Below are 21,528 nucleotides of genomic sequence, written 5' to 3' on the forward strand. Positions count from 1 at the left end.
CCAGTGATTGAGAAAACATCTTCTACTGGCATCAGGAATGGTTTGTCGGTATCACGTTCTGGATCGGGGATCCAGTTGTCAACAGCTGTCATCAGTTCAACAATTTTGTCGCCCCATTCTCCGTCTGGATCTTCTAACGCTTTTAAAGCAGATCCGGGAATGATTGGGGTATCATCGCCTGGGAATTCGTATTCGTCAAGCAGTTCACGAACTTCCATTTCAACTAATTCCAGTAATTCTTCGTCATCGACCATATCCACTTTGTTTAAGAAAACAACGATGTATGGTACACCTACCTGACGGCTTAACAGGATATGTTCACGCGTCTGTGGCATTGGACCATCGGCAGCACTAACAACCAGGATGGCACCATCCATTTGGGCAGCACCAGTGATCATGTTTTTAACATAATCGGCATGGCCCGGGCAGTCAACGTGTGCGTAATGACGGTTAGCTGTTTCATATTCAACGTGAGCTGTAGAAATGGTGATTCCACGCTCTCTTTCTTCTGGGGCTTTATCGATGTTTTCGAATGCTACGGCTTCACCGGTTCCAAATCGCTTGTTTAATACAGATGTGATGGCCGCTGTTAATGTGGTTTTACCGTGGTCAACGTGACCAATTGTTCCAACATTTACGTGGGGCTTATTTCTTTCAAATTTTGACTTTGCCATTTGTTCTTCTCCTTAAAATTTATTTTATTGATTTATTATTGTTTACGACCTTCTATGATCTGCTCAGAAATTGACTTCGGCACAGCTTCATAGTGTGAGAACTGCATGGTGTAAACGCCACGTCCCTGGGTCTTGCTTCGAAGGGTGGTTGCATAGCCGAACATTTCAGCCAATGGCACCATCCCCTTAATAATCTGGGCACCGCCACGCATTTCCATTCCTTCAACACGACCACGTCGGGAGTTAATATCCCCCATAACGTCACCCATGTATTCTTCCGGAATAACAACTTCCAGTTTGAAAACTGGTTCTAAGATAACCGGATCGGCTTTTCGCATCCCGTTTTTGAATGCCATCGATCCAGCCACTTTAAAGGCCATTTCGGATGAATCCACGTCATGGTAAGAACCATCATAAACGGTAACCTTAAGATCAAGTACCGGATATCCAGCTAACACACCATTACGCATGGCTTCTTCAATCCCCTGATTAATTGGGTTGATGAATTCTTTAGGAATTGATCCCCCAACGGTTTTGTTTTCGAAGATGTATCCAGTACCTGGTTCAACAGGCTCCATGCGGATGAGACAATGACCGTATTGACCACGTCCACCGGATTGACGCGCAAATTTACCTTCAGCGTCAACAGCTTTGGTAATGGATTCTTTGTAAGCAACCTGTGGTGCCCCAACATTAGCTTCAACTTTAAACTCTCGTAACATACGGTCAATGATGATGTCAAGGTGAAGCTCACCCATTCCAGAGATGATGGTTTGACCGGTTTCTTCGTCAGTATGAGTTCTGAAAGTTGGATCTTCTTCTGCCAATTTGGCTAAAGCGGTACTCATTTTTTCCTGGCCAGCTTTTGTTTTTGGTTCAATCGCAACATGGATTACCGGTTCCGGGAATTCCATGGACTCCAGAATAATGGGTGCTTTGTCAGAACACAGGGTATCCCCAGTTGAGGTATCTTTCAAACCAACTGCCGCAGCGATATCCCCGGTATAAACCGTGGTAATCTCTTCACGATGATTGGCGTGCATTTGCAGAATTCGGCCCAGACGTTCTCTTTTTCGTTTTGACGAGTTGAAAACATAGGAACCGGAGTCAATCGTTCCGGAATAGACCCGGAAGAATGCCAGTTTTCCAACAAAGGGGTCAGTCATGATCTTAAATGCCAGTGCTGAGAATGGCTCGTCATCACTTGCTTTACGGCTGTCTTCTTCTTCAGTATCTGGATTGATCCCGGTAATCGCCGGTACATCCAATGGAGATGGCATATAATCCACAACTGCATCCAGTACCAGCTGAACACCTTTGTTTTTATAGGAAGAGCCACAAACAACCGGAATAATATCAACATTCAATGTTGCTTTTCGAATGGCTGTTTTTAACTCATCAATACCGATGTCTTCGCCTTCCAGGAATTTTTCCATGATAGCTTCATCGTGATCAGCGATAGATTCAATCAGTTTTTCACGATATTCTTCAGCCAGTTCTGTCATATCTTCAGGAATATCGACGATATCGATTTTTTCACCTAAGTCATCTTGATAAATCATCGCCTTCATATTCAGAAGGTCAATGATCCCTACAAAATCACTTTCTTTGCCAATAGGTAATTGAATTGGAACAGGATTTGCGTTTAAACGGTCTTCCATCATTTTCAGTACGTTATAAAAATCAGCTCCGGTAATGTCCATCTTGTTGATGTAAGCCATTCGGGGAACATGATATTTATCTGCTTGACGCCATACTGTCTCTGATTGCGGTTCAACGCCACCCTTTGCACAAAAAACAGCGACCGATCCGTCGAGAACGCGCAATGATCGTTCAACTTCTACGGTAAAATCAACGTGTCCTGGTGTATCAATGATATTGATCCGGTTGTCTTTCCAAAAACACGTGGTTGCTGCCGAGGTAATGGTAATACCTCTTTCTTGTTCCTGTTCCATCCAGTCCATTTGGGAAACCCCATCATGGGTTTCTCCAATTTTATGGATTTTTCCGGAATAGAACAGGATTCTTTCTGTGGTAGTGGTTTTTCCTGCATCAATATGTGCCATAATACCTATATTTCTTGTTTTTGCTAAACTATACTCTCTTGACACAGATGCTTTCCTCTCTTATTTCTAAATCTAAACAAATTACCAACGGTAATGTGCAAAAGCTTTATTCGCTTCAGCCATAGCGTGGGTATCATCTTTTTTCTTAACAGCTGCACCACTATTATTGAGTGCATCCATAATTTCACCAGCTAAACGATCCTTCATGGTTTTTTCAGATCTTTTTCTGGAGTAATTAACTAACCAACGAAGCCCCAAAGCCTGCTTACGCTCAGCACGGATTTCCATTGGCACTTGATAGGTTGCACCACCAACACGGCGAGCTTTTACTTCTAAAACAGGTGTGATATTGGCAAGGGCTTCCTGGAATGCTTCCAGCGCATCTTTGCCAGTTTTTTCAGTAACTTTTTCAAATGCATCGTAAACGATTTTTTGGGCAACACCTTTTTTCCCATCTAACATGATGTTGTTGATTAATTTGGTTACAACAATACTTCCATAGATTGGATCAGGTAAAACTTCTCTTTTTGGAACAGGTCCTTTTCTAGGCACTTTACTTCCCTCCTTAACATTTTATGTTCATCGGTACTCGACATCCAACGTTTCGTTGTTGTGCGTATAGCGTCTCTAACATATATTTGGTCTCGATCAATTTAAATAACGAGCGCTTGAATATGCAGCACTATGCACTACTACTTTTTAGGCTTCTTAGCCCCGTATTTGGATCGAGCTTGTCTACGAGCGTCAACACCAGCGGTATCAAGCGCACCACGGATAATTTTGTAACGAACCCCTGGTAAATCCTTAACACGTCCGCCTTTTACCAGAACAATACTATGTTCCTGCAGATTGTGTCCAATCCCTGGGATATAAGCGGTTACTTCCATTCCGTTAACGAGACGAACTCTGGCGATTTTTCGAAGCGCCGAGTTTGGTTTCTTTGGTGTGGATGTTCTAACTGCTGTACATACGCCTCTTTTTTGAGGGTTTGCTTTCAAAGCTGGAGTTTTGGTTTTTTCATCCAGACTTTTTCTTCCTTTTTTTACAAGCTGATTAATGGTAGGCATTTAGTCCTGCACCTCCTTTTAATAATAATATATCAATAATCGAAACGATTATTAATGACTTGTTTAGAACCAGGGTTATCTTGATGACAACCCCGGCTAGTGTTATTTAATAATCGCAATGACGGCGGCAGCCCGATCAATCCCGCCAGCTTTTCCGAGTCCCACCTTGGTTTCAACTCGTTCCACTGTGATCTGATGGCTGTCGCAGCATTCAACGATGCTTTTTTTGATACTTTCATCGGTATCTTCTGCCAAAATGACTTTAAGTGCTTTTCCTTCTTTTACAGCCTTGAGAGTTTGTTTCATTCCAATCACTTTTGAAACATCAACAAATTGATTCATCGGTTCCTCCTTCTTGCTGTCTGCGTGTTTCGATAAACACACCTAATTACTATACCTGTTTGAGCTTTAAATGTCAAGAATTATTCTTTTGTTAAGAAATCCAGATCGAAGATATCGAGATCCGTAATAATGGCGTCTTCGGTTTCTTCCTGTTCTTCCTCAACATAAGCGTTCAGGATATCATCATCAAAAACAATATCCAGGGATTCAGCGCTGTTGTCTTCTTCAAGTATATCTTCGTACACATCGTCTTCTTCCCGTTCATAAACCAGATCAACGTCACCATACATCTTAACACCGGTACCAGCAGGTACCAATTGACCGATGATAACATTTTCTTTCAGACCGATCAGTGGGTCAACCTTGCCTTTAATGGCGGCATCGGTTAATACCCGAGTGGTTTCCTGGAAGGATGCAGCTGACAAGAAGGAATCGGTTGCCAGTGAGGCTTTGGTGATCCCCAACAGTTCCCGACTGGCGGTGGCTTCCTCGCCACCTTCTTCCCGGGCGGCTTTGTTTTCTTCTTCAAAACTGAAAATATCCACTAAGCTGCCGGCCAGTAAATTGGTGTCACCAGGGTTTTCAACCTTAACTTTACGCAGCATCTGACGGATAATGACTTCCAGATGCTTGTCACCAATGTGTACACCCTGCATCCGGTAAACTTTTTGAACTTCCTGAAGCAGGTATTGTTGAACATGGTCAATCCCCTGGATTCTTAAGATATCACTGGGATTAATCGAACCTTCGGTGATTTCATCCCCGGCGGCTAATTGATCGCCGGTGTGAACCCGCAGTCGCGACCCGTACGGAATCAGGTAAACCTTCATTTCACCATCTGCGCCGGTAACCACCGCTTCGGTTTTTTTCTGGTTATCCTGAATTTCAACGCGACCGTCAATTTCTGAAATAATCGCCTGACCTTTTGGTTTTCGGGCTTCAAAAAGCTCTTCGATACGTGGAAGACCCTGGGTGATATCGTCAGCGGAGGCAACCCCACCGGTATGGAAGGTACGCATGGTCAGCTGGGTTCCCGGTTCACCAATTGACTGGGCGGCGATAATCCCGACCGCTTCACCAATTTCAACCGGTCGCCAGGTGGTTAAATCAACACCATAGCATTTCTTACAAACCCCATATTTAGACTGACAATTGAAGGCCGCCCGAATCAATACTTTTTCGATACCAGCTTTTTCAATATTCTGAGCCATTTCGGTGGAGATGATTTCACCAGCCGGAGCCAGTATTTCACCGGTTTCCGGATGCTTCACATCTTCAAAGGCATAGCGTCCGACCAGTCGTTCCTGCAGGGTTTCGATGATTTCGCCGTGATCATTGATGGTTGATACTTCATAGCCCCGGGTCGTCCCACAGTCATCTTCGCGGACAATGACATCCTGACTGACATCAACCAGACGCCTTGTCAGATACCCGGAATCGGCCGTTCTAAGGGCGGTATCGGCCAGACCTTTTCGGGCCCCATGAGTGGAGGAGAAAAATTCCAGTACATTTAATCCTTCACGGAAGTTGGAGCGGATTGGCAGTTCGATGATACGACCACTTGGGTTGGCCATCAGACCACGCATCCCGGCCAGCTGCCGAATCTGGTTCTTGCTACCTCGGGCCCCGGAATCGGCCATCATATTGATCGGATTAAGATCCTCGAGGTGATCGAGCAGGGCATCAGTAACCTCATCGGTGGCTCGGTTCCAGATTTCAACGACGTTGTTGTAACGTTCTTCATCACTGATAAACCCTTGACGGTAAAGCATCATATTTTCGGTGATCTTATCATCGGCCTTTGAAAGGATTTCCTCTTTATTTTTCGGAACTTCCATATCGCTGACACCAACGGTGATGGCACCACGGGTTGAGAATTTAAAACCTAAGCGCTTGATTTCATCCAGCACTTCCGATGTTTTGGTGGGTCCGAAGGTTTTGTAGCATCGCTCAACGATTTCTGAGAGAACTTTCTTATTCACTTGGCGGTCGATTTCCAGTTTAAACTGATCTTCGACGGTTTCCCGTTTGACGAAACCTAATTCCTGGGGAATAATGGTGTTAAAAATAAATCGTCCCACCGTCGCTTCAACCAGACGGGTCACCGTTTCGCCATCGATCTCTTTAGCAATCCGTACCTTAACCATGGCGTGCAGATCGACATCCTTGTTAAAGTAAGCCATTTCCATTTCGTCCAGATCTCTAAAGATACTACCGGTACCCTTGCCATCTTTTTTGTAGATGGTCATATAGTAGGTTCCCAGAATCATATCCTGGGTTGGTGCCACAACCGGAGTTCCATCCTGGGGCTTAAGAATATTATTGGATGCCAGCATCAGGAAGCGGGCTTCGGCCTGGGCTTCAACCGATAAGGGCACATGAACCGCCATCTGATCGCCGTCAAAGTCGGCATTGTAGGCAGTACAAACCAGGGGATGAAGCTTAATCGCTTTCCCTTCAACCAGAATCGGTTCAAAAGCCTGAATCCCCAAACGATGGAGGGTCGGGGCCCGATTAAGCAGTACTGGATGTTCCTGAATGACATCTTCCAGTACATCCCAGACAATCGGATCGAGTTTTTCAACCATTTTTTTGGCACTTTTTATATTTTGTGACAGGTTACGGCCCACCAGTTCCCGCATTACAAATGGTTTAAACAGTTCAATGGCCATTTCTTTTGGCAAACCGCATTGGAACATTTTCAGATCCGGTCCAACGACGATAACCGAACGGCCCGAGTAGTCAACCCGTTTTCCCAAAAGGTTCTGACGGAATCGACCCTGTTTCCCTTTAAGCATGTCACTGAGGGATTTAAACGGACGGTTACCCGGTCCGGTGACGGCCCGGCCACGACGCCCATTGTCAATCAGGGCATCGACTGCTTCCTGAAGCATCCGTTTTTCATTTTGAACAATGATATCCGGCGCATCCAGTTCCAGCAGCTTTAGCAGCCGGTTGTTTCGGTTAATGACCCGACGGTACAGATCATTGAGATCCGAGGTCGCAAAACGGCCCCCATCGAGCTGTACCATTGGTCGCAATTCCGGTGGGATAACTGGAATGGTTTCAAGAATCATCCACTCCGGACGGTTATTGGAGCTGCGAAACGCTTCAACCGCTTCCAGTCGTCGGGCAACCCGGATTTTTTTCTGACCGGAGCTGCCTTTGAGTTCTTCTTTGAGTACGGCAGATTCCTGATCAAGGTCAACCAGTTTCAAGAGTTCCTGAATCGCTTCGGCGCCAATGCTGGCGGTAAACTTATTGCCAAATTGACTTTTTGCTTCTTTATATTCCGCTTCGGTTAAAATCTGTTTGAAATCAAAATTACTTTCACCGGGATCAGTGACCACATAGGCAGCAAAATAAATAATTTTTTCCAGATTTCGGGGCGACATTTCCAGGATCAATCCCATTCGACTGGGGATGCCTTTAAAATACCAGATATGTGATACTGGAGAAGCCAATTCAATATGACCCATCCGTTCCCGTCTGACCTTTGCCTTAGTTACTTCAACCCCACAGTTTTCACAGACAATGCCCTTATGGCGAATACGCTTGTACTTACCACAATTACACTCCCAGTCTTTCTGCGGTCCAAAAATTTTCTCACAAAACAACCCCTCTTTTTCCGGTTTCAGGGTTCTATAATTAATGGTTTCCGGTTTTTTTACTTCTCCACGTGACCACTCTCTGATTTTCTCAGGTGAGGCCAATCCGATCTGTAAGGATTTGAAGGTGAATTCCTCGTTTAACAAATGGCTTCGCTCCCTTCTGTTTTGAATTTATTAATATAAGTCATCTTCGAATTCGTCATCATCAATGCTCTTAATCTGGAAGCTATCTTCCAATTTCACGTCATCACCAATTTCGGAAAGTTCAGTACTGCCGATTTCGATGGCCAGTTCTTCGAGCGGATCCCGCTCGTCCATTTCGTCATCCAGAATCTTGACAACTTCCTGGTCATTTAGGATATTGACATCCAGACCCAAACTCTGGAATTCTTTCATCAGTACTTTGAAGGATTCCGGAATCCCTGGTTTGGGAATGTTTTCGCCTTTGACAATGGCTTCATAGGCTTTAACCCGGCCGACGACATCATCGGACTTAATCGTTAAAATTTCCTGCAGGGTATGGGCGGCGCCGTAAGCTTCCAGGGCCCAAACTTCCATTTCTCCAAAACGCTGGCCCCCGAATTGAGCTTTACCGCCCAACGGTTGCTGGGTCACTAAAGAGTAGGGTCCGGTTGAACGGGCATGCATCTTATCATCAACCAAATGGTGAAGTTTAAGGATATACATGTAACCGACGGTTACCTTATTATCAAAGGGTTCCCCGCTACGGCCATCATAAAGCTGGATCTTACCATCTTCCGGCAAGCCTGCCTGAGTAAGCAGATCCATAATGTCCTGTTCATTGGCCGGGTCAAAAACCGGGGTGGCAATATGCCAGCCGATTGATCGCATGGCCAGTCCCAGATGGACTTCCAATACCTGACCGATATTCATTCGCGAAGGTACCCCCAGCGGATTAAGCACAATTTCCAGAGCGGTTCCGTCTGGCATAAACGGCATATCTTCTTCCGGCAAAATTCGGGAAATAACCCCTTTGTTACCATGGCGACCCGCCATTTTATCCCCAACTGAGATTTTTCGTTTAACGGCAATCAGAACCCGCACCAGGGTATTAACCCCCGGTTTTAAATCTTCATCTTTATTTTCTCTTGAGAAGACCTTAACATCCAGAACAATCCCGGATTCTCCATGGGGAACTTTCAGTGAGGTATCCCGGATTTCCCGGGCTTTTTCACCAAAGATAGCCCGCAGCAGTTTTTCTTCGGCAGACAGATCGGTTTCACCTTTAGGTGTGACCTTCCCGACCAGGATATCATCGGATTTAACCTCCGCGCCGACAAAGATAATTCCCCGTTCATCGAGGTTCTTCAGCGCATCTTCACTGACATTGGGAATATCCCGGGTAATTTCTTCCGGTCCCAGTTTGGTTTCCCGGGCTTCGGCTTCAAATTCTTCGATATGGATCGAGGTAAAGACATCTTCTTTTAACAGTTTTTCATTAATCAGGATGGCATCCTCGTAGTTGTAACCTTCCCAGGTCATAAAGCCCATCAGAATGTTTCGACCCAGGGCCAGTTCGCCCATTTCGGTGGATGGACCATCGGCAATGATTTCGCCAGCCTGAACAACTTGACCTTTGTTGACCAGTGGTTTATGGTTCATACAGGTGCCCTGATTGGAGCGTTTAAATTTAAGTAAGGTATATTTATCCAGTTCACCGTTTTCGGTGCGGATGTGAATGGCTGAGGCCTCCACCCGTTCGATGGTACCGGCTCGTTTGGCAATCACACAAACACCCGAGTCTTTGGCGGCCTTATGTTCCATCCCGGTACCAATAACTGGTGCTTTGGGAATCAGCAGCGGCACCGCCTGACGTTGCATGTTGGCACCCATCAGAGCCCGGTTGGCATCATCATTTTCAAGGAAGGGAATCAGCGATGTCGCCACCGAAACAATCTGTTTCGGCGAAATATCCATGTAATCGACCCGATCCGGGGGAATCAGTACGAAATCCCGTTTGCTGCCAGCACGACCCGTAACCTGTTTGCGGATAAAGCGATTGTTTTCATCCAATGGTTCATTGGCCTGGGCAATGGTGTAACGGCCTTCTTCATCGGCGGCCAGATAATGAATTTCATCGGAAACCACACCATCATAAACCTTTCGATAGGGGGCTTCGATAAAACCATACTCATTGACCCGGGCATAGGTACTAAGGGAACCGATTAGTCCAATGTTGGGACCTTCAGGAGTTTCAATTGGACACATCCGACCGTAATGACTATGGTGGACGTCTCGAACCTCAAAACCGGCCCGTTCACGGCTTAACCCGCCAGGACCCAATGCTGATAAACGACGCTTATGGGTCAGTTCGGCCAATGGGTTGGTTTGATCCATAAACTGGGACAACTGGGAGCTACCGAAAAATTCTTTTAAGGCGGCATTAACCGGACGGGTGTTGATTAAACCCTGAGGGGTTAAAATCTCATCATCCTGAACTGACATTCTCTCCCGTACCACCCGTTCCATTCGGGACAAACCGATTCTAAACTGATTTTGCAGCAGTTCGCCGACCGAACGCAAACGACGGTTGCCCAAATGGTCAATATCATCAATAGCGCCGATGTCATAATCCAAACCAATAATATAAGAGATCGAGGCATGGAGATCGGAGATCAGCACATGCTTGGGAACCAGCTCATCCATCCGCTTTTTAAGGGATTTTTTCTTTTCGTCATCCGTCATATCTGATTCTAAAATCTCTTTTAGCACTTCATAACAGACAAATTCTTTAATGTCCAGATCACTGATGTCAAAGGGCAGATCCTGAGCGTTGATGTCGACAAAACCATTACCGATAACCCGAACCGCTTTATCATCCACCCGGACATCAACCACGTTGATCCCGGAATTTTGGATATCTGTGGCGATATCATTGGAAATAATTTCGCCTTCTTCCACATAAACTTCCCCGGTTTCCGGATTAACGACAGCCTGGGCGGCCCGCTGACCGGCAATTCGGGTAGCCAGGGCTAATTTCTTATTGTATTTGTGACGGCCGACCTTGGCCAGGTCGTAGCGGCGATCGTCAAAAAACATGGAGTTAAGCAGGGATTGCGCACTTTCCACGGTTGGTGGCTCACCGGGACGCAGTCTTTTGTAGATTTCAATCAGACCATCCCGGGTTGATTTCATATTGTTATTTTCATCTTTTTTGATCGTTTCAATCAGTCGGTAATCGTCACCGTAAAAATCAAGAATTTCCTGATTGGTTCCCAATCCCAGAGCCCGAATCAGTGCTGTGATCGGTAATTTACGGGTTCGGTCGATTTTAACGTACATGATGTCATTGGAATCTGTTTCGTATTCCAACCAGGCCCCACGATTCGGAATGACCTGGGCTGAAAACAGTTTTTTCCCCAGTTTATCACGGCTCAAGGAAAAATAGGCGCCTGGTGACCTGACCAGCTGGCTGACAATAACCCGTTCCGCTCCATTGACAATGAAGGTTCCGGTTTCGGTCATTTTATGCAAATCGGCCATATAAACCTTTTGCTCTTTAACTTCGTTCTTTTCTTTATTAATTAAACGAACTGTTACTTTTAATGGTATAAAGTAGGTTTGATCCCTTTCTTTACACTCCTCCACTGAATACTTCGGTTTTCCCTCAATGGAATAATCCACGAATTCTAAAACCAGATTTCCCGTGTAGTCTTCGATTTTATCAATATCGTCAAAAACCTCTTTGAGTCCTTTTTCGATAAACCAGTTGTATGAATCTTTCTGAACCTCGATCAGGTTCGGCATTTCAATAACTTCTTTGATTTTAGAAAAGCTTTGGCGTGTTCTTAAACCATCTTTTTCAGGATGCAACATTACCATCCAATATCACCCCTCGCAAAAATACTCAGCAACGGATTACCCCCCAGCGACTGGTGTCGAGCCTGTGGGTATCCCAAATTTGCCTGTTGTGTTTCATCTCGCCTTGTGTTATGATTAGTAACGTAATCAATTTCATATCCGCTGACTCCGACATGTTTCCCCTTTGATCAGTTATTCATGACCGGGTCGCAAATGCTTCCGTTGATTCCGCTAAAATTGACGACAAGGATGCATTCTAACCTTATTTTAAAAGATACCAATGCAATTTTATATGCTATCACAAAATTTTATTTTTGTCAAATCTATTTTTGCATTCAAAAAGCCTTCCGGCTCACTGACGGAAGGCTTTTTTTCGTCGCTTTTTATAATTGACTCAGCAATATTTTTTCAGCCGATATTTTTTAGCGGTTTTCTTTTTCTGATTGCGCAGGATGCTGCTTAAAAACTCCTGGGTACGTTTTTCTTTGGGATGGATAAAGATGTCTTCCGGGGTTCCCTCTTCAAGGATGGTTCCCGAATCCATAAAGACCACCTTGTTGGCCACCTCCCGGGCAAAACCCATTTCGTGAGTCACCACCACCATCGTCATGTGTTCATTGGCCAGGCTTTGCATAACGCTTAATACTTCGCCGGTCAGTTCCGGGTCCAGGGCTGAGGTGGGTTCATCAAAAAGCAGAATATCCGGGTTCATCATCAGGGCCCGGGCAATCGCCACCCGCTGTTTTTCACCACCCGATAGAGTCGAAGGCATCGCATCAATCCGATCCAATAGGCCGACCTTATTAAGATAGGCTTCAGCACGGGTATTCATCGCAACCACTTCTTCTTTTTTGACGACCTTGGGCGCCAGTTCCAGATTCTGGCGAACGGTGAGGTGGGGAAACAGATTAAAGTGCTGAAAGACCATCCCCATTTTCATGATAATGGTGCGGATCTCCGGGGCACTGGGGTAGACGCCATCTTTTAGCAGCGGCTTCCCCTCCATGATGATGTCCCCGCTGTCAGCCTTCTCGAGATCAATCAGGCAACGCAACAGTGTCGATTTACCCGATCCGGATGACCCGATGATGGCCATCACATCGCCCTTATTGACGGTAAACGAGATGTCTTTTAAGACGTGATTGTTCCCAAAACTTTTATTGAGTTGATTGACTTTTATAATTTCCATCGTTTTCCTCTAGAACTCGTATTTGTTTTCAAGCTTTTTAAACACCATCGTGATCACAAAATTGATCAGCAGATACAGGGCTCCCGCCACCAGAAAAGCAAAGGTATCGCCATCCCGGTTAACTGAGGTTTTGGCATAGTGAAGAATCTCCGCTACCCCAATAACCGTGACCAGAGCAGTGTCTTTGACCAGGGTGATGGTTTCGTTGCTGATCGCCGGTAAGCAAACCCGAATCATCTGAGGGATCACCACCCGGGTCATCGTTTCGATTTTGGTCAGCCCCAGCACCTTGGCGGCTTCGTACTGGCCCTTATCAATGGCCAGCAAACCACCCCGGAAGATTTCGGCAAAATATGCAGCATAGTTCATGCAAAAAGCAATACAGGCGGCAGTAAACCGTTCAAACACAAGGTAGTCTCCCACCACCGGCAGCAGCGGCAGGCCAAAATAAACAAACATGATCTGGAGCAACAGCGGTGTCCCCCGGACCACATAAATATAACCCTTGGCAAATGATTTAACCGGCGCTATCCGACTTCGGGCCATCAGGGTAAACATAAAACCCAGCGGCAGCGAACAGACAATGGTGACCGCAAAAACACTGAGCGTAATCACCATCCCCTGCAACATCGGCACGGTGATATTTGATAAATAAATATAAAAATCTGACATTTTTTTCTCCTGAGGAATGAATTAAAGTTATGGTATCACCAGTCATAAAAAAATCGGATCGAAACGATCCGATTTCTAAAAACTGATTGTTTTCTGTTAGTTTGCTTTGTAGATAATGTCTTCACCAAACCATTTGGTCGAAATGGTGGCGGCGGTGCCATCAGCAATCATCGCATCCAGAGCATCCTGAACCTGAGTCAGCAGCTGGGTGTTTCCTTTTTTAATTCCAACACCGTACAGTTCGGGTGATAAGCTTTCGCTTAAGATGACAAACTCGGCATTTTCAGAGGTAATGTAGTAGCGGGCGACAATGGAGTCTACCACAACAGCATCGATTCGGCCAATGCCCAGATCGCTCAGGGCCGATACATTTTCCGGGTATTCATTTAAGGCTGCTGCCTCTTTGCTGATCGGGTCAGCTGTAAAGGCATCATAAGCTGAAGAACCTTTTTGAACCCCAACATTTTTACCGGCTAAATCGGCTTTGGTTTTAATCGGAGAATCTTTTTTGACTACAATCACCTGATCATTTTCCAGGTAGGGTGCAGTGAAATCCATAGCTTGCTTACGTTCGTCGGTGATGGTTAAGCCATTCCAGATGACATCGATATTACCGGAATCCAGTTCCAGTTCCTTGGTGTCCCAGTTGATCGGTTGCAGAACCACTTCCATGCCCATTCGCTTACCAACTTCTTTGGCCAGATCGACATCGAAACCAACAATTTCGTTTTTGTCATCTCTAAAGCCCATTGGTGGGAAGGAGTCATCCAAGCCGACCACAAAGGTCTTGTCGTCATTGTTTGCATTGTCTTCAGTTTTTTTAGCAGTGCTGCTGCAACCGGCAAATAATCCGGCAACCAGAACGACTACCAGCATCAGGCCAAGTATACTTCTTTTTTTCATTCCTTTTAGTCCTCTTTTCCTAATATAATCTGAGGCTATTATACACTTTATCACTGTGCATTGCTAGTCCTTTACATCAAAATTTTTAGGATAATGCCAGAAATCATCCCTGGATTATTTTAGCCAACCGGCTGACCGGTTCACGGCTTTATCCCAGAATCCGCATAATTCCTGACGTTTGGAATCATTGATTTGCGGTTCAAAACGTTTTTCAATTTTCCAGAATTGGCCGATTTCTTCAAAGCTGTCCCAGTAGCCCACTGCCAATCCGGCGGCGTAGACGGCTCCCAGGGTGGTAGTTTCGGTGATTACCGGCCGCTCTACTGGAACCCCCAAAATATTTGCCTGAAACTGCAGCAAAAAATCACTTTTGGCACCACCGCCGTCAGCTCTTAGTCTGGTCAGTTTAAAGCCGGACTTCTTTTCCATCACATTAAAGGCGTCCTTGACCTGGAAGGCCATCGACTCCAGAGCCGCCCGGGCAATGTGCTGTTTGGTGGTTCCCCGGGAGATCCCGATAATGGTGCCCCGGGCATAGGAATCATAATAGGGTGCCCCTAATCCGACAAAGGCCGGGACGAAATAAACCCCCATACTGTCCTCAACCTGCCGGGCTAATTCCTCAGCCTCTTTGGCATCGTCAATAATCCCCAGGCCGTCCCGCAACCATTGGAGGACCGCCCCGGAAACATCGGCCATTCCTTCCAGACCGTAATCGGTTCGGCCCTTGGCACTCCACAAAACCGGAGAGAAAACGCCGTCTGATGGGGGAACATATTTATCACCGGTATTCATCACCATGAAGGAACCGGTGCCGTAGGTGTTTTTGGCCATTCCTTTTTCCAGACAGCCCTGACCAAAGGCCGCCGCCTGCTGATCGCCCAGGATTCCCGCCACTGGCACGGCAACACCAAAGAAAACCTCCGGATCAGTCAGGCCATAAACCTCACTGGATGTTCGCAGCTCCGGTAGAATTTCCCGGGGAATCGCCAGTTCCTTTAAAATCCACTCATCATAGTCCAGGGTTCGGGCGTTTTGCAGCAGGGTCACGGAGGCATTAGAATAATCGGTGACGTGAGCCTGGCCACCGGTCAGCTTCCAGACCAGCCAGGTATCGATAGTGCCATACAGCAGTTCCCCCTTATCAACGCCGGTTCTGACCTTTTGGTCGTGATCCAGCAGCCAGCGGATTTTGGTGGCCGCATCATTGGGGACAATGATCATCCCGGTGCGATCGACAATCCCAGCCCCGTCTTTGGCTTCCAGGCCTTCGCAGATATCCAGGGTGCGGCGATCCTGCCAGACGATCGCCCGACAAACCGGCTGACCGGTATTTTTATCCCAAAACACAGTGGTTTCCCGCTGATTGGTAATCCCAATCGCTTCAATTTGTTGAGGTTTGATGTTCCCCTTTTGCAGGGCTTCGTCCACCATTTTTAGGGTAACCGCCCAGATTTCATTGGCATCATGTTCAACCCAGCCAGACTGGGGAAAGTGTTGGGTGAATTCCGAGTAAGCTTGCGAAATGATATTGACCGCTTTGTCAAAAATCATGACCTTTACGCCGGTGGTGCCTTCATCAATTCCTAAAATATATTTCATTGTCTTTCTCCATTCTTTATTTTTGATACACGATCTTACCCTTAAAAATCGTCATTGCCACGTCAATCTCTTTGATCGTTTCTGGTGCCACCGCCAATGGATTTTGATTGAGCACCGTAATATCCCCGGCTTTGCCAGCCCTCAAGCTGCCCCGGATTTTTTCTTCTTTGGCCGTATAGGCGCCATCAATAGTAAAGAGTCGCAGGGCCTCGACGGGACTGATGGCGTTCCCGGAATAGGGCGGATTAACCGCCGCATGGATGCCCAACAGCGGATTGATGGGGGTGACATTGGAATCGGAGCCGCCATTGACCACCAAACCGGCATCCAGCAGTTCCCGCAGGGGATAAGCCCGACGATTGCGTTTTGGCCCCACCCGTTCTTCATAAACACTGTCGGGGCCGCCCCGCAAATAGGTAAAGGCTGGCTGGGTAGAAATCACGGCACCCAGGGCGGCCGCCCGTTTTATGTCGCATTCATCAGGAAAGCCGAAGTGTTCAATCCGGAAACGGTGATCCGGCATCGGAAACTTAGCAAGAGCCTGTTCCAGACAATTCAATACCTGCGTGATGGCCCGCTGGCCAATGGCATGAAACCCGGTCTGCAATCCAGCCCGATGGGCGGCTTCAATGTAGCTAGTGACCCATTCATCGGAGAAAAAAAGCTCGCCCACCGAGGTGGGATCATCACAATAGGCTTTTTTAAAAGCTGCCGTCCGGGAACCAATTGAGCCATCCAGAAGAATATCGGTGCCAATGATTTTAAGATTTTGGGCGACAACATCCGCCACTCGAGTGCTGCACCAATGGAGCACCACATGAATGGGCAGTTCGTCGATGATCTTTAAAAACACCGGAATGTCGTAATCCGAAGACAGATCCCCACCTTCCATGGCATGAATGGTGGTGACCCCCATGGCCACGGCGATTTGCGCCGTATGGCGGATGGCCGTTTCCCGCTGGGCCCAGCTCATCTTGTCAAAAAAATACTTCCGGGCATGGCTGTTGGCCTGACTGTGCAGCCGACCTGATAAATTTCCGGCGGCATCCCGGCCCAGACCGTCTTCGGTTTCGCCAATGGCCATCAATTCCATGGCGATGGTATTGACCTGGGTATAGTGCAGCCCCCGATCCACCAGATAGACTGGTCGCTCTTTAAAACAGCTATCCAGCTCGGCAGCAGTGGGCGGCCTTTTTTCGACCAGCCGGGATTCATCCAGACCATAGCCAAAAATCCATTCGCTGGAATCACCTGTCTGTTCCTTTACCAATGTTTCCAGCACCTCTTTAACCGACCGGCAATGATAGAGGTTAATCCCAATCGCTGACAAACCGGTGCTCATCATATGCACGTGGCAGTCGTGAAGCCCCGGTATAAACGTTTTTCCACCCAGATCGATAATCTGCGCGCCTTCACCTGCTGCCAGATTTTTTATGACCGGGGTCGACCCGATTTTCTCGATGACGCCATCCTTTATATAAATGCCCTGGCACGACGGCTGATTCGCATCCATGGTCACCCCAATCCCGTTTATCAGGGCCAGTTTGTTTTCCATAGCAGCCTCCTTTCCCCTATAACATCATGGTTTAATCCCGAATGGCGGCATCGCTGCCGCCATTTTTCTTTACTCCAGGATCTTTTTAACTTCGACGGCAACTGCTTTACCAAGGGCGGCATGACCATCGGCACCGAGATGAAGACCGTCGATCGCACTGACCTTCGCCACCGTGGCGGCATCAAAGAAAGGCACGCCCCGGCTTTCCGCGACACCCTGATAGAATTTGGCCATCTCGATTGATTTTTCCCGATTACCAGCAAACATCACGCTAAAGATGCCATCTTCAATGGGACCCAGCGGTGGTGGCGCAATAAAGAGAACCTTGGGACCATCGGGACCAAAAGCACCAACCTGGGCCAGGGTTTTGTCGAGAATCAGACTGGCGCCATTGGCAATATCCTGAGCGGTCACGGTATAACGGCATTTTAAATCATTGGTGCCGATCATAATGATCACCAGATCCAGCGGCGCATGACTATCCAGCAGCGGGATAATATGCTGCTTGCCACAGCGGTATTCTTCAATCGGGTCATCCCATACAGTGGTTCGACCGTTTAGTCCTTCGGGAATCACCTTGTAATCACCACCCAGTTCCTGCTGAAGTACTCCGGCCCAGCGAACCTCATCCGGCCAGCGTTTAATCACGTCAACCAGATCATTGGATGGATCCCATCCCCAGGTGTTTGAATCGCCAAAAATCATTACGTTCTTCATGAATTTTCCTCCATTTATATAAATTTTTGATACCAATAAAAAGCCTCAGCTTTCCAGATTCCATAAATCCGGATTGCTGGTGGCGACGGCAGCCACACCCGTGGTCATCGCTCCGGTGATTTGTTCGGCGGTTGTCATTAAGCCGCCCAGGATGATGGGTGTCCCGGCTTCATTTTTTATCTCCCGGATAAGCTGCAGGGGCAGGGTACCCGGCATCAGAATAACCACATCCGGCTGTTGTTCTTTGATATTCGCTAAACCACTACGGCAGGCATCAGAATCAATCACGAAAAAACCAAAGGCGGCGATCATCCCGGCCTCTTTGATATATTTCACACAGGGCGCTTTCATCGTAATGACGCAGTCAACCCCACAGTTTGCCATATACTGGATACCCATTTTATCCCGGGCAATTCCTTTTATCGAATCCTGGTGAACCATCACCTTTTTTCCGAAACGATGAATATGCCCCACCAGTTGCGCCAGAGTGTTGACGTCTCCCAATTTGAGCATGATCCAATCCGCTCCGGTTTCTGCCATGGCATAAAGCAGTTCTTTGCGCTGATGAACCGAGGGGATCACCGGTTTGCTTTTAAATGGCTTGTTTGTATTTTTTGTTTCCACAGGCATTCCTTTCTCAGTACTCACTTCCCGATGTTCCACGCCCCGTTGCCTGATCGCTTTTGCTCCTTGGGCTTTTGCCGCCCTCCGGCGATTGTCCCGGTTTTTTCCGGTACTTATTTCAAACGTGAAAAAAGTCCGCATCATACTGGGCACAGCCGGACATTCCGGCGTGACGCACCACAGTATCATACGGACATCTCTTAAACTCTTGCCCTGTTGGTATTCTTTTGTAATGGTTTACTATCTTTTATTTTATGCTTATTCCGCGATATTGTCAAGGTCGATTTGCTATATTTACACGAAGCAGCTGTAAGGATTATGGCATGTGTTTATAGAAAACTTCCAACATCGCCGCACTGGAGGCTGATCCCGGATCCCGATGACCGATGGCCCGTTCGCCCAGACGCATGGCCCGACCTTTTTTGGCAACCAGTGGCACGGTGGAATCCGACCCATCAGCACCCACTTCCATGGCGATTTTCATCGCTTCTTTGGGTGAGCACCCGTCATCGTGATAGGCTTTTTTCATGGCATCAACCGCCGGACGCAGAGTATCGACCATGGTTGCATCGCCAACCACTGCTTTGCCACGCTTTTCGATGATGGCCACGCCAGACTCCATCATCTCAATGAATTCATCGAAGGTGACCTCATCTTTGCCTTTGACTGGCAGGCCGAACTTCATAAAAAAGCCCCCATACAATGGACCAGCGGCTCCGCCAACCTTGTCCAGCAAGGCTGTCCCGGCATTTTTAAAGATAGTGTTAATATCTTCTGATTTCCATTCTTCCAGATTTTTACTGACTTCACGAAAACCAATGCTTAAATTCATGCCGTGATCGCCGTCGCCGATGGCGGAATCCAATTGAATAAAGTATTCCTTTTTTTCTTCTGCCATTTCAATAAGGTCTTCAATGACTGCAATAAAATAGTCTTTATTTAAGATATAATCGCTCATATTCTTTCTCCTGACAATGGATTAATGGGCAGTCTTCTGACCGCCCATTTGGTTTGTTATTAAGATTTAGGGTTATGTTATTAAGAAATTGTTATTTAAGAATAGATTTTGATCGTTTATTTTTCTGGGATTCGGGCTTAAAACTGTTTAAAATAAGGAGTATCGCAGGGATAATCCAATAATTCTTTGATCTCGTCATCCAGCTTAACCAGGGTGACGGACATTCCGGCCATATCCATCGAGGAAGCATAGGAACCGATCAGGGATTTGTAGATGGTAATACCCTTTTCTGCCAGGATCTCGGCAACCCGACGGAAGCAGATATGAAGATCCATCAGCGGCGTGGCGCCGAGGCTATTGACCAGGACGTATACTTCATCGCCAGCTGTATAAGGGAGATCCGCCAGAATTGGTGCCATAATTTGGTCAATGACCTTGTCCGCTGGTTCAATTTTGCCCCGACGAACCCCAGGTTCACCATGGATACCCATGCCGATTTCCATGTCACCGTCTTCCATTTCAAAAATCGGGCCGCCTTTAGATGGCAGGGTGGCTGAGGACATCGCCACACCCATCGTGCGGGTAACATCGTTGCACTTTTTAGCAACAGCGACCACTTCATCTAAATCACCGCCCATTTCCGCCTTGGCTCCAGCTACTTTAAAGACAAAGAAATCTCCGGCAATCCCCCGACGATCTTCAATGTTCTCTGAAGAAATAACATCATCAGTAATCAATACGGTTTCGACCCGGATGCCGTCTTCTTCGTCGGCTTTTTCAGCACCCATATCAAAGTTCATGACATCACCGGCATAGTTCCCGTAAAGATAGATGCAACCCTTTCCGGTATCCACCGCTCTAACCGATGCATAGCAAGGATCAGGCGATGGAGAGGTATTAATGTTACCAATAACCGCCGCATCAGCAAAGCCTTTGCCCACATACCCCAAAAACAACGGTTCATGACCGGAGCCACCACCGATGATCACGCCAACCTTATCTTTTTGCTTGGCGCTTTTGCTGACGACCACTCGGCCCTGGGCTTCTGATGCCTGATCCAAAACCACATGATCTTTGTGGGCCGTTACGTAACCGGCCAGCATTTCTTCTACTACATCATAGGGATCATTGATTAATCGTTTCATTTCATCCTCCTGAAAAAATAATTTGTATACGTTTTCTTAAAAGCAAGAACCATGCCAAAATAAATACTCGTTACCTAGCCATTTGACACTATTTCATTGCCGGACTCCGGGGATTTTCTGCCCGCCCGGGTATTATTTACCCATTTTTTGTTTTTTTTAACACACTTTTCTGAGGGTTGCCCCTTCTTTTGCCGTTGCAATGATCTGTTCCAGATCATTGCAGATGGTCGCCTGAACCACACCGCCAACCACCCCTTCAACCAAGGGAGCATCAACAATATGAACCTTTTCCTGGATGTCATCATCCAGCATTTCGATGGCTGTTTCGCTACACAAAACGGCACTGCCCAAATCGACAAAAATAAGAATATGATCACATTTGGTAAGTGATTCAATCGCCGCTTTGATTTTTAAGGTATTGGTACCAATGCGGCCACCGTCAGCGCCACCAGCCGCAATGACATCAACGCTGCCGTCGTTCATTTCCATCACAATATCGCGTAGCCCTTCGGCCAGCTTTTCGCTATGGGACACAATAATTACGCCTGTCATTTTTCTTCCTCCTTCCTATATTGTCAAGC

The 21,528-nt window shown here is 46.9% G+C and carries 17 protein-coding genes; all 17 read right to left on the minus strand.

All coding sequences use genetic code 11. The annotated features are described in order from the left end of the window. On the minus strand, positions 1-674 hold a 674-nt coding region (locus B3F51_RS08150; RefSeq protein WP_286946501.1), incomplete at its 3' end, for a GTP-binding protein. Positions 675-709: 35 nt separating this feature from the next. Then, a complete protein-coding gene (gene fusA / locus B3F51_RS08155; RefSeq protein ID WP_070372669.1) occupies positions 710-2,785 on the minus strand; it encodes an elongation factor G in 2,076 nt (691 codons plus the stop codon). 36 nt (positions 2,786-2,821) lie between these two features. After that, a complete protein-coding gene (gene rpsG, locus B3F51_RS08160) occupies positions 2,822-3,292 on the minus strand; it encodes a 30S ribosomal protein S7 (RefSeq protein WP_070372668.1) in 471 nt (156 codons plus the stop codon). A 140-nt stretch (positions 3,293-3,432) separates the two neighbouring features. Beyond that, entirely contained in the window at positions 3,433-3,807 is a 375-nt protein-coding gene (rpsL, locus tag B3F51_RS08165) for a 30S ribosomal protein S12 (protein ID WP_070372667.1), read from the minus strand. 102 nt (positions 3,808-3,909) lie between these two features. Beyond that, the gene (locus B3F51_RS08170; protein ID WP_070372666.1) at positions 3,910-4,149 is read right to left on the minus strand and encodes a L7Ae/L30e/S12e/Gadd45 family ribosomal protein; all 240 of its coding nucleotides are present in this window, start codon (positions 4,147-4,149) and stop codon (positions 3,910-3,912) included. An 80-nt stretch (positions 4,150-4,229) separates the two neighbouring features. After that, positions 4,230-7,904, minus strand: a complete 3,675-nt coding sequence (rpoC, locus tag B3F51_RS08175; protein WP_286946504.1) for a DNA-directed RNA polymerase subunit beta' — start codon at positions 7,902-7,904, stop codon at positions 4,230-4,232. Positions 7,905-7,934: 30 nt separating this feature from the next. Further along, positions 7,935-11,597, minus strand: a complete 3,663-nt coding sequence (locus tag B3F51_RS08180; protein ID WP_286946515.1) for a DNA-directed RNA polymerase subunit beta — start codon at positions 11,595-11,597, stop codon at positions 7,935-7,937. A gap of 379 nt (positions 11,598-11,976) precedes the next feature. After that, positions 11,977-12,771 carry an amino acid ABC transporter ATP-binding protein gene (locus tag B3F51_RS08185; RefSeq protein ID WP_286946505.1) on the minus strand — a complete coding sequence of 265 codons (795 nt, stop codon included), beginning with the start codon at positions 12,769-12,771 and terminating at the stop codon, positions 11,977-11,979. A gap of 9 nt (positions 12,772-12,780) precedes the next feature. After that, the gene (locus B3F51_RS08190) at positions 12,781-13,443 is read right to left on the minus strand and encodes an amino acid ABC transporter permease (RefSeq protein WP_070372663.1); all 663 of its coding nucleotides are present in this window, start codon (positions 13,441-13,443) and stop codon (positions 12,781-12,783) included. 96 nt (positions 13,444-13,539) lie between these two features. After that, positions 13,540-14,346: an amino acid ABC transporter substrate-binding protein gene (locus B3F51_RS08195; RefSeq protein WP_148638502.1), complete on the minus strand. Its 807-nt coding sequence runs from the start codon at positions 14,344-14,346 to the stop codon at positions 13,540-13,542. Positions 14,347-14,460: 114 nt separating this feature from the next. Then, positions 14,461-15,948, minus strand: a complete 1,488-nt coding sequence (gene glpK / locus B3F51_RS08200) for a glycerol kinase GlpK (protein WP_286946506.1) — start codon at positions 15,946-15,948, stop codon at positions 14,461-14,463. 16 nt (positions 15,949-15,964) lie between these two features. Continuing rightward, a complete protein-coding gene (locus tag B3F51_RS08205; protein WP_286946507.1) occupies positions 15,965-17,503 on the minus strand; it encodes an amidohydrolase in 1,539 nt (512 codons plus the stop codon). Between the two features lie 69 nt (positions 17,504-17,572). Then, complete coding sequence (locus tag B3F51_RS08210; RefSeq protein ID WP_286946508.1) at positions 17,573-18,220, minus strand: SGNH/GDSL hydrolase family protein; 648 nt, start codon at positions 18,218-18,220, stop codon at positions 17,573-17,575. A 45-nt stretch (positions 18,221-18,265) separates the two neighbouring features. Continuing rightward, positions 18,266-19,033, minus strand: coding sequence for a glycerol-3-phosphate responsive antiterminator (locus B3F51_RS08215; RefSeq protein WP_286946510.1), 768 nt, complete (start codon positions 19,031-19,033; stop codon positions 18,266-18,268). A gap of 127 nt (positions 19,034-19,160) precedes the next feature. Then, positions 19,161-19,802 carry a dihydroxyacetone kinase subunit DhaL gene (gene dhaL / locus B3F51_RS08220; protein WP_286946511.1) on the minus strand — a complete coding sequence of 214 codons (642 nt, stop codon included), beginning with the start codon at positions 19,800-19,802 and terminating at the stop codon, positions 19,161-19,163. 137 nt (positions 19,803-19,939) lie between these two features. Continuing rightward, positions 19,940-20,947 (minus strand): dihydroxyacetone kinase subunit DhaK, encoded by a 1,008-nt coding sequence (locus tag B3F51_RS08225; protein ID WP_070372656.1) that lies wholly within the window; start codon positions 20,945-20,947, stop codon positions 19,940-19,942. 156 nt (positions 20,948-21,103) lie between these two features. Next, entirely contained in the window at positions 21,104-21,499 is a 396-nt protein-coding gene (gene dhaM, locus B3F51_RS08230; RefSeq protein ID WP_286946514.1) for a dihydroxyacetone kinase phosphoryl donor subunit DhaM, read from the minus strand. Positions 21,500-21,528 lie beyond the last annotated feature (29 nt).

Origin of the sequence: Acetobacterium sp. UBA5834 (assembly GCF_002435675.1) — a bacterium.
GTDB lineage: Bacteria > Bacillota > Clostridia > Eubacteriales > Eubacteriaceae > Acetobacterium > Acetobacterium wieringae.